This window comes from Pantoea sp. ME81 (genome assembly GCF_903970985.1).
Classification (GTDB): domain Bacteria; phylum Pseudomonadota; class Gammaproteobacteria; order Enterobacterales; family Enterobacteriaceae; genus Pantoea; species Pantoea communis.
The window spans coordinates 1-8850 of sequence record NZ_CAJCKS010000187.1 but is presented as its reverse complement, the minus strand read 5'-3'; the positions used below and the strand labels follow the sequence as shown (position 1 = coordinate 8850).

Here is an 8850-nt window from a genome sequence, read left to right as displayed (position 1 = left end):
GACATGGTTATTGGCTGTGTTTTTTTTTGTCAAGATGAGGTCGCAACGTAGTTTTTATGAGTGGGCTTGGGTTTGTGCCGTTTCTTCTCCCGATTTTGGGTTTGCCCCCCCCCGCCGTTCCGTAAGGCAGACGAACGGCGTGAAGGCACCGCGTCAGCGGCGCGAGGACCGCCAGCCCCCAAAGCGACACCAGACAGCGTTATCACAGCACCCTGAAGCAGCAGATAGCGTCAGCACAACAACCCAGGCGACACCAGATGGCATCAACGCAATATCTTCAGGCGGCGTTACTTCTGCAACTTCTCTTCCAGGTCCAGCAACTGCTCTGGCGTCACCGCCGGGTAACTCTGTGCATCTTCCGGCACTTCATGCACCGCCGGAATCGGCACCAGCGGGCCGAGGAAACGAGGTTCACGTTTCATCAGATACAAATCGGCTAATGCGCCTAAACGAGCACCAACCTCGCGGAAACGCACCGACAGCATATTTTTCGGAGACGGTACCGCATAACACTGCGCCTGAATTCCCAGATGTTGGGCGATATACAGCGCGCGCTCACAGTGGAAGCGTTGTGTGATGATGATGAAATCATTGGTATCGAACACTTTGCGGGTGCGTACAATCGAGTCCAGCGTACGGAATCCGGCATAGTCGAGCACGATATCGGCAGGATCCACACCGGCTTTGATTAAATCGCGGCGCATGGTCATCGGTTCATTATAACTTTGCAGCGCGTTGTCACCGCTCAACAGCAGATAATTCACCTTGCCGCTGTTATACGCGTTAAGCGCACCTTGAATGCGATAAAGGTAATACTGATTGATCACGCCGGTGCGGTAATACTTGGCGGTGCCTAAGACCACCCCGACCTGACGATGCGGCAGCGAGGTGACATCTTCATAAATAAACGGGGCAGTTTTCCAGCTGATCCAGCGATCCAGGCCGAGCGCGGTCGCCACCATCAATAAGATGATGAAAAACAGACCAAAGAAAACGCGTTTAATCATGCGCGTAAGCACTCGGTTGGCGGAAAAAAGGATGGCTAAAGGCTACTTGAGGTGGGGTCGCTAAGCAAGTTTACGCCGGTTGGCTGGCGATATTTTAAGCGCAACCGGTACTGAATTTACCGGCTGCGCTGTCTGCTTAGATAGACGTACGGCGATAATGACGATACTGCGGCAGCCAGAAGTTATTATTCACAGCCTTCGACAGCACATCTTCTGAGGTCACCACGGCCACGCCAGCCAACTGCGCTGCTTTACCCACTTCCATAGCGATCAGCTTCGAAACGCCCTGAATGTGTTTCAATTCTGGCAGCACCGGGCCTTCGCCATCGTTCACCAGCGGTGAGCAGTCAGCCAGGGCACGGCTGGCGGTCATCAGCATCGAATCGGTGATACGCGTTGCACCTGCAGCAATCACACCCAAACCAATACCTGGGAAGATATAGGAGTTGTTGCACTGGGCAATCGGGTAGGTTTTACCTTTCCAGGTCACCGGTGCAAATGGGCTGCCAGTCGCGACCAGCGCTTCACCGTCGGTCCAGGAGATAATATCCGCTGGGGTGGCTTCAACACGTGAAGTTGGGTTTGACAGCGGCATCACGATCGGACGCTTAGTGTGCTTGTGCATCTCGCGGATGATCTCTTCGGTGAACAGACCCGGCTGACCTGACACACCAATCAGAATGTCTGGCTTCGCGTTGCGCACCACATCCAGCAGTGAAATAGAATCGCTGGTCACATCCCAGTCCTTCAGGTTTTCACTCTTCTGCACCAGTTTGCCCTGGAAATCGAGCAAATTAGGCAGTTTGTCGGTCAACAGACCAAAGCGATCGACCATCATCACGCGGGAACGTGCTTCGTCGTCGCTCAGACCTTCAGATTTCATCTGCGCGATGATCTGCTCAGCGATACCGCAACCGGCGGAACCGGCGCCGAGGAACACCACTTTCTGCTCGCACAGACGGCTGCCTGCTGCACGGCTGGCAGCGATAAGGGTGCCAACGGTAACGGCGGCAGTGCCCTGAATGTCATCGTTAAAGCAGCACACCTCATCGCGATAGCGCTCCAGCAGCGGCATAGCGTTCTTCTGTGCAAAGTCTTCAAACTGCAGCAGCACATTTGGCCAGCGGCGTTTCACTGCCTGGATAAATTCATCAACGAAGGCTTCGTACTCTTCGCCGGTGATACGTGGATGGCGCCAGCCCATATACAGCGGGTCATTCAGCAACTGCTGATTGTTGGTACCGACATCCAGCACCACGGGCAGGGTATACGCCGGGCTGATCCCGCCACACGCGGTGTACAGCGACAGCTTACCGATTGGGATACCCATACCGCCGATGCCGAGGTCGCCGAGGCCGAGAATACGCTCGCCATCGGTCACCACGATCACTTTCACGTTCTGCTTAGTGGCGTTTTGCAGCATGTCTTCAATGCGATCGCGATTGTTATACGAGATGAAAACACCGCGCGCACGACGATAAATTTCAGAGAAGTGTTCACAGGCCGCGCCGACGGTTGGGGTATAAATAATCGGCATCATCTCTTCCAGATGATTATCCAGCAGGCGGTAGAACAGGGTTTCGTTGGTGTCCTGGATGTTGCGCAGATAGACGTGCTTGTCGTTATTGTTTTTGAAATCCAGGAACTGACGCCAGGCACGCTCTGCCTGCTCTTCGATGGTTTCAACGGCTTCGGGTAACAGGCCATTGAGGTTAAATTCGTTGCGTTCTTCCAGGGTGAAGGCGCTGCCTTTGTTCAGCAGCGGAAATTCCAGCAGAATCGGACCCGCGTAAGGAATATACAGCGGACGTTTACTTTCGTAGTCGAGTTCCATGCAGTCTTTGCTCCGGTTGCAGTGTTTTCTGACGTGTCACCGGGAAAAGGTAACGCCAGACCTGTTTCTTGTGAAGTAGTTCTGGCGCCCGATCCTATGAGGATTCTTGCAGATGTACAGCTTTTGTTAATAGAAAGTCACAAAAGCGATGAAAGGATCACTAAACTGATGTTTTCGAAACTAAAGTAAGTGAGAAATCTTCACAGCCCAGTGCCGCCAGCGTAGCGCGCGTGGCATCGCGCTGGCTTAACGTGCTGCCCTCACATTCGACTAAAACTGCCTGTTTAATCGTGTCCAGCGCTTCGTTACGCATGTTCATCATAATCAGCGCTGCCTGCAATGGCGGCAAACTTGGATTGAAAGCGGCGTTTTCCGCATAGCGCCCGGTGAAGAGGTTACCGCTCTGGCTGCGCAGGGCCACACCACTGTAGCTGTGACTGTAAGGCGCATGACTGTTGTTCGCCGCCTCAATCGCCGCCTGCTGTAAGGCATCACCTTGCGCAGCGAAACCGTGATGAATCGGTGTCAGCAGACGTTCCGTGATATTCAGATCGGCGGGGCCAAACGCATCCGGCAGATAATCGCCCAATGTACTCACTGCACGACCTGGCAGACTGATGCGGATCGCCGTGCCGCTGTTAAGCTCGTTCATAAACTGACGGCAGTGGCCGCAAGGCGTGTAATTGACGGTGATGGCATCCAGTTTCTCTTCGCCGTGCAGCCAGGCATGAGTAATGGCGCTTTGCTCCGCATGCACGGTTTGCTGCAGCGGCGCATGTTCGAATTCCATATTGGCACCGAAATACCAGTGACCACTCACTCCGCGTGAAATCGCACCCACATTGAAGTTAGACACCGGTGCGACCGCACAGCAGGCGGCAATCGGCAGCAGTGCCAGCGCGAGGGCATCATCATCCAGCCCCGTTTCCTGCTTCAGGCGCGCCACGTCTTGCGGGCGCATTACGCCGTCAAAATCAGCTGCATTCAGCAAGGGATGAATCGCAGTTTGCAAGTCAGCGGGCAGGGCGGAGAAAGCAGCAGTAAATCGTGGATGCATGATGTGATGACCTCATTAACGCGTTAGCGGCGATGCGCCGCCTATGGGGTTATATGTGATCTGTGTCGCTATGACAATGTAAGCTGATTGAGTTGTTTCAACTTTGCGAGATCTCTCGCAAGTTTTAGCCCAACCAGTGCATCAGCAGCGGGAAAAGGAAGGGGGCCAGCAGCGATGTGATAATGCCGCAAATCACTAATGCCAAAGAGCTAAATGCCCCTTCCTGATAATCGATCTCTGCCGCGCGCGCCGTGCCTAAGGCATGCGATGCGTTGCCTATCGCCAGGCCGCGTGAAGACTTGCTGTGCACCTTAAACAGATTTAGCAGCATATGGCCGAACACTGCGCCGAGCACGCCGGCAATCAACACGCAGATGGCGCTGATGGCGGGAATGCCGTGCAGCGAACCGGATACCGCCATGGCAATCGGCGTGGTGACGGATTTCGGCATAATCGTCGCGGCAATTTCTGGCGTAGCTCCCATCCACAGCGCAATAGCGGTGCCGGAGACCATCGCGGTGATGCTGCCAATAAAACAGACGCTGATGATGGTCTTCCAGCGTGCACGAATCTGATGCATCTGCTCATATAGCGGCAAAGCCAGCGCGACCACCGCAGGTTGCAGCAGCTGATTCAGGAAGGTGCTGCCGGCAAAATAGCGGGTATAAGGGATATGGGTGAGCAGCAGGATCGGAATCACAATCGCCATCGCCACCAACAGCGGATTGATGATCGAGATATTGATTTTGGCTGCCAGCTTACGCGCCAGCAGATACGCCACCACGGTGAGCGGCAGTGACCACCAGGCGTCAGTCATGAGGCTGCTCCTTCGGGCGCTGCAAACGTTCGGCGCTCAGGCCAACGATTAACAGCACCATAAAGGTACTTACCACGCAGGAGACGACAATCGGTCCAAACTGCGCGCTCAGGATATCGGTATAACCCATCACGCCGACACTGATCGGGACAAACAGCAGCGCCATATAACGTATCAGCAAATGACAGCCCGGTTTCACCCAACCGACCGGCAGGATTTGCAGCGCCAGCAAGGTAAACAGCAGCAGCATGCCGATAATGCTGCCCGGAATGGTAAACGGCAGCAGGGCTGCAATACCGTTTCCGGCATAGAGCGCGGCATAGATAATCACAAAGGCACGCAAATAGTGCCAGCAAGCAGTTAGCACGACAGGCTCCACAACAGAGGGTCGATAAAAAAGCCGCCCTGAAGGCGGCTTGTTCAATTACTTCACCTGCATTCCAGGCTGTGCACCGCTATCAACGGACAACACAAACAGGTCTGAACCACCAGAACCGGCTGACAGCACCATGCCTTCTGAGATGCCGAAACGCATCTTACGCGGTGCCAGGTTAGCGACAATGATGGTCATCTTGCCGACCAGCACTGACGGATCCGGATAGGCCGCGCGAATGCCCGAGAAGATTTGACGCTTCTCGCCGCCGAGATCCAGCTCCAGACGCAGCAGCTTGTCAGAACCTTCAACCAGCTCGGCTTTCTCGATCAGTGCTACACGCATATCAACTTTAGCGAAATCGTCGATAGTGATGGCTTCGCCAATCGGCGCATCCGCCAGAGGGCCGGTTACTGCTGGCTTGTTCGCCGCAGCTGCATCTTCTTTAGATGCTTCAATCAGGCCTTCAACTTTGGCCATTTCAATACGACCATACAAGGCTTTGAACGGCGCCACATCGTGATCCAGCAGTGGCTGTGCAATCGCATCCCAGCTCAGTTCCGTGTTAAGGAAGGCTTCGGTACGCGCGCTCAGTGAAGGCAGCACCGGCTTCAGCCAGGTCATCAGAATGCGGAACAGGTTGATACCCATTGAGCAGATCGCTTGCAGGTCAGCATCTCGGCCTTCCTGTTTCGCCACCACCCACGGTGCCTGCTCATCCACATATCGGTTAGCGATATCCGCCAGCGCCATGATTTCACGAATCGCGCGGTTGTACTCGCGGCTCGCCCAGGCTTCGCCAATCTTCTCTGAGGCATCGACAAAGGTCTGATACAGCGCCGGATCGGTCAGTTCGCTCGCCAGTTTGCCGCCAAAACGCTTAGTGATGAATCCAGCATTACGGGACGCGAGGTTCACCACCTTGTTGACGATATCGGCATTCACACGCTGCACGAAATCTTCCAGATTCAGGTCGATGTCGTCGATGCGTGAAGAGAGTTTCGCTGCGTAGTAATAACGCAGGCTGTCCGCATCCAGATGCTGCAGCCAGGTGCTGGCCTTAATGAAGGTGCCGCGTGATTTGGACATCTTCGCGCCGTTCACCGTCACATAACCGTGCACGAACAGGTTGGTCGGCTTGCGGAAGTTGCTGCCTTCCAGCATTGCAGGCCAGAACAGGCTGTGGAAGTATACGATGTCTTTACCGATGAAGTGATACAGCTCGGTGGAAGAATCTTTTTTCCAGAACTCGTCGAAATCGATGTTACCGCGCTTGTCGCAAAGGTTCTTGAAGGAACCCATGTAACCGATTGGCGCATCCAGCCACACGTAGAAGTATTTGCCCGGCGCGCCTGGAATTTCGAAACCGAAATAAGGCGCATCGCGGGAGATATCCCACTGCTGCAAGCCCGATTCGAACCATTCCTGCATTTTGTTCGCCACCTGTTCCTGCAACGCACCTGAACGGGTCCAGGTCTGCAACATCGCGCTGAATGAAGGCAGGTCGAAGAAGAAGTGCTCTGAATCACGCAGTACAGGCGTCGCGCCGGATACCACGGATTTCGGATCGATCAGTTCGGTCGGGCTGTAGGTCGCGCTGCACACTTCGCAGTTATCGCCGTATTGATCCGGTGACTTACATTTCGGGCAGGTGCCTTTCACAAAACGGTCCGGCAGGAACATGCCTTTTTCCGGATCGTACAGCTGTGAAATGGTGCGGTTCTTGATAAAACCGTTCTCTTTCAGACGACCGTAAATCAACTCCGACAGCTGACGGTTTTCGTCGCCGTGGGTGGAGTGATAGTTGTCGTAGCTGATGTCGAAGCCAGCGAAGTCAGTTTCGTGCTCCTGCTTCATCTCAGCGATCATCTGCTCAGGTGGGATACCGAGCTGCTGTGCTTTCAGCATGATCGGCGTGCCGTGGGCATCGTCTGCGCAGATGAAGTAAACCTGGTTGCCACGCATTCGCTGGTAACGGACCCAAATGTCAGCCTGAATATGTTCAAGCATGTGACCGAGATGGATAGAACCGTTTGCGTACGGCAGTGCGCACGTTACCAGAATTTTTTTAGCGACTTGAGTCATAGTTTGCGTAGCGTTCCGTGAATAAAAATCGGGCTTAGATGTTACCCGAAGCACCCTCTGGCGTAAACACAACTGGACGGCATCTGATATTATTGAAAGCACACCGCCGTTATCTGGCGTTATGAAAACACAAGGAGTTGGGATGACTTCACAATCCCGGGAACATCATTCACCTGAAGCATTGCGCGCTGTGGTTATCGGCGTGCTGAGTGACTTTGAACATCCGACGCTGCATCACAATCTGACTACCCTCAAAGCGCTGCGTCATGTGGCATTACTCGACGGCAAACTGCACATCGAACTGGTGATGCCGTTTGCGTGGGCCTCGGCCTTTGAGGAGCTTAAGGCACAAACCAGCGCCGAACTGCTGCGTCTCACCCATGCGAGCGCCATCGACTGGCGTTTGCGCCACGACATTGCCACGCTGAAGCGCGTGAAAAATCATCCTGGCGCAACTGGTGTGAAGAACATCATTGCGGTGAGTTCCGGTAAAGGCGGCGTGGGCAAATCCAGCACCGCGGTGAACATGGCGCTGGCGCTGATTGCCGAAGGTGCGAAGGTCGGTATTCTCGATGCCGATATTTACGGCCCGTCGATTCCCAATATGCTCGGCACCGAGAGCCAGCGTCCGACCTCGCCGGATGGCACGCATATGGCGCCGATCATGGCGCACGGACTGGCGACCAACTCGATTGGCTACCTGGTCACCGATGAAAATGCCATGGTGTGGCGCGGCCCGATGGCCAGCAAAGCGCTGATGCAGCTGCTGAACGAGACGATGTGGCCGGATCTGGATTACCTGATTCTCGATATGCCACCGGGCACCGGGGATATCCAGTTGACGCTGGCGCAAAACGTCCCGGTGACGGGCGCGCTGGTGGTCACCACGCCACAGGACATCGCCCTGATTGATGCGCGTAAAGGCATTGTGATGTTCGAGAAGGTCAGCGTGCCGGTGTTGGGGGTGGTGGAGAACATGAGCATTCATATTTGCAGCGAATGCGGTCATCACGAGCCGATTTTTGGCACCGGCGGCGCGCAGAAACTGGCGGCGGATTACCACACGCAGCTGCTGGCGCAACTGCCGCTGCATATCAATCTGCGTGAGGATCTGGATGATGGTGAACCAACGGTGATCCGCCGTCCGGACAGCGAATTCACCGCACTGTACCGTCAGTTAGCCGGACGTGTGGCGGCACAGCTCTACTGGCAGGGTGACGTGATTCCGGCCGATATTGCCTTCCGCGCGGTTTAACGCTTCACTTTTCCGCTGGCGCGCGCCGTCAGCGGAAAATGCATCAGCACATATTTTCCTTGCTCGCTCTCACCGGTGGCTTCACGCTGCCAGCCATGTTTCAGGTAAAACGCCTGCGCTAACTCATTCAGCATCAGACATTTCAGCACGCCAGTTGAGGTAAAACGCTGTTGTACGGCTTCCAGCAAGGCGCTGCCAACGCCACGGCCCTGAAAGTCGGGATCGACATACAGGCTGTGCAGGAAGTTGTCATTAGGAAGGATGCCGGCGAATCCGGCACGATGCCCATCGACCAACGCGACTAACACCGTCTCCCCCAAAATCACGCCATCCAGATCTTCCAGTGCCCAGTCATCGCCATCCAGCCAGGTCCAGTTGTGACGACGTGCTGCAAGAAACAGTGTGCGCAGAAAAGGGCGGTC

Annotated in this window: 8 protein-coding genes; 1 reads left to right on the top strand and 7 read right to left on the bottom strand. The window is 55.0% G+C overall.

The annotated features are described in order from the left end of the window. Nucleotides 1-287: 287 nt before the first annotated feature. From sanA to metG, 6 genes are all read right to left on the bottom strand, one after another. On the bottom strand, nucleotides 288-1007 hold the full coding sequence (gene sanA, locus H7A81_RS23175; protein WP_034824903.1) for an outer membrane permeability protein SanA: 720 nt from the start codon (nucleotides 1005-1007) through the stop codon (nucleotides 288-290). Between the two features lie 136 nt (nucleotides 1008-1143). Further along, nucleotides 1144-2841 (bottom strand): NAD-dependent malic enzyme, encoded by a 1698-nt coding sequence (locus tag H7A81_RS23170; RefSeq protein ID WP_034824900.1) that lies wholly within the window; start codon nucleotides 2839-2841, stop codon nucleotides 1144-1146. Nucleotides 2842-3001: 160 nt separating this feature from the next. After that, nucleotides 3002-3898 carry a cytidine deaminase gene (gene cdd / locus H7A81_RS23165; RefSeq protein WP_182058838.1) on the bottom strand — a complete coding sequence of 299 codons (897 nt, stop codon included), beginning with the start codon at nucleotides 3896-3898 and terminating at the stop codon, nucleotides 3002-3004. 124 nt (nucleotides 3899-4022) lie between these two features. Then, nucleotides 4023-4715 carry a CidB/LrgB family autolysis modulator gene (locus H7A81_RS23160; RefSeq protein WP_097116618.1) on the bottom strand — a complete coding sequence of 231 codons (693 nt, stop codon included), beginning with the start codon at nucleotides 4713-4715 and terminating at the stop codon, nucleotides 4023-4025. Further along, nucleotides 4708-5082, bottom strand: a complete 375-nt coding sequence (locus tag H7A81_RS23155; protein WP_034824894.1) for a CidA/LrgA family protein — start codon at nucleotides 5080-5082, stop codon at nucleotides 4708-4710. Before H7A81_RS23155 ends, H7A81_RS23160 begins: the two co-directional genes overlap by 8 nt. Before the next feature lie 57 nt (nucleotides 5083-5139). Further along, on the bottom strand, nucleotides 5140-7227 hold the full coding sequence (metG, locus tag H7A81_RS23150; RefSeq protein ID WP_255479027.1) for a methionine--tRNA ligase: 2088 nt from the start codon (nucleotides 7225-7227) through the stop codon (nucleotides 5140-5142). Nucleotides 7228-7315: 88 nt separating this feature from the next. Between metG and apbC the strand changes: the two genes are divergently transcribed. Next, complete coding sequence (apbC, locus tag H7A81_RS23145) at nucleotides 7316-8428, top strand: iron-sulfur cluster carrier protein ApbC (protein WP_182058836.1); 1113 nt, start codon at nucleotides 7316-7318, stop codon at nucleotides 8426-8428. On the opposite strand, the gene H7A81_RS23140 is transcribed toward apbC, so the two are convergent. After that, on the bottom strand, nucleotides 8425-8850 hold a 426-nt coding region (locus tag H7A81_RS23140), incomplete at its 5' end, for a GNAT family N-acetyltransferase (RefSeq protein ID WP_182058835.1). The genes apbC and H7A81_RS23140 overlap by 4 nt on opposite strands.

What these genes read in the sequence shown, in the direction of transcription:
- H7A81_RS23160 (WP_097116618.1), bottom strand. Translation starts at nt 4,715, where the DNA reads ATGACTGACGCCTGGTGGTCACTGCCGCTCACCGTGGTGGCGTATCTG.
- apbC (WP_182058836.1), top strand. Translation starts at nt 7,316, where the DNA reads ATGACTTCACAATCCCGGGAACATCATTCACCTGAAGCATTGCGCGCT.
- cdd (WP_182058838.1), bottom strand. Translation starts at nt 3,898, where the DNA reads ATGCATCCACGATTTACTGCTGCTTTCTCCGCCCTGCCCGCTGACTTG.
- H7A81_RS23170 (WP_034824900.1), bottom strand. Translation starts at nt 2,841, where the DNA reads ATGGAACTCGACTACGAAAGTAAACGTCCGCTGTATATTCCTTACGCG.
- sanA (WP_034824903.1), bottom strand. Translation starts at nt 1,007, where the DNA reads ATGATTAAACGCGTTTTCTTTGGTCTGTTTTTCATCATCTTATTGATG.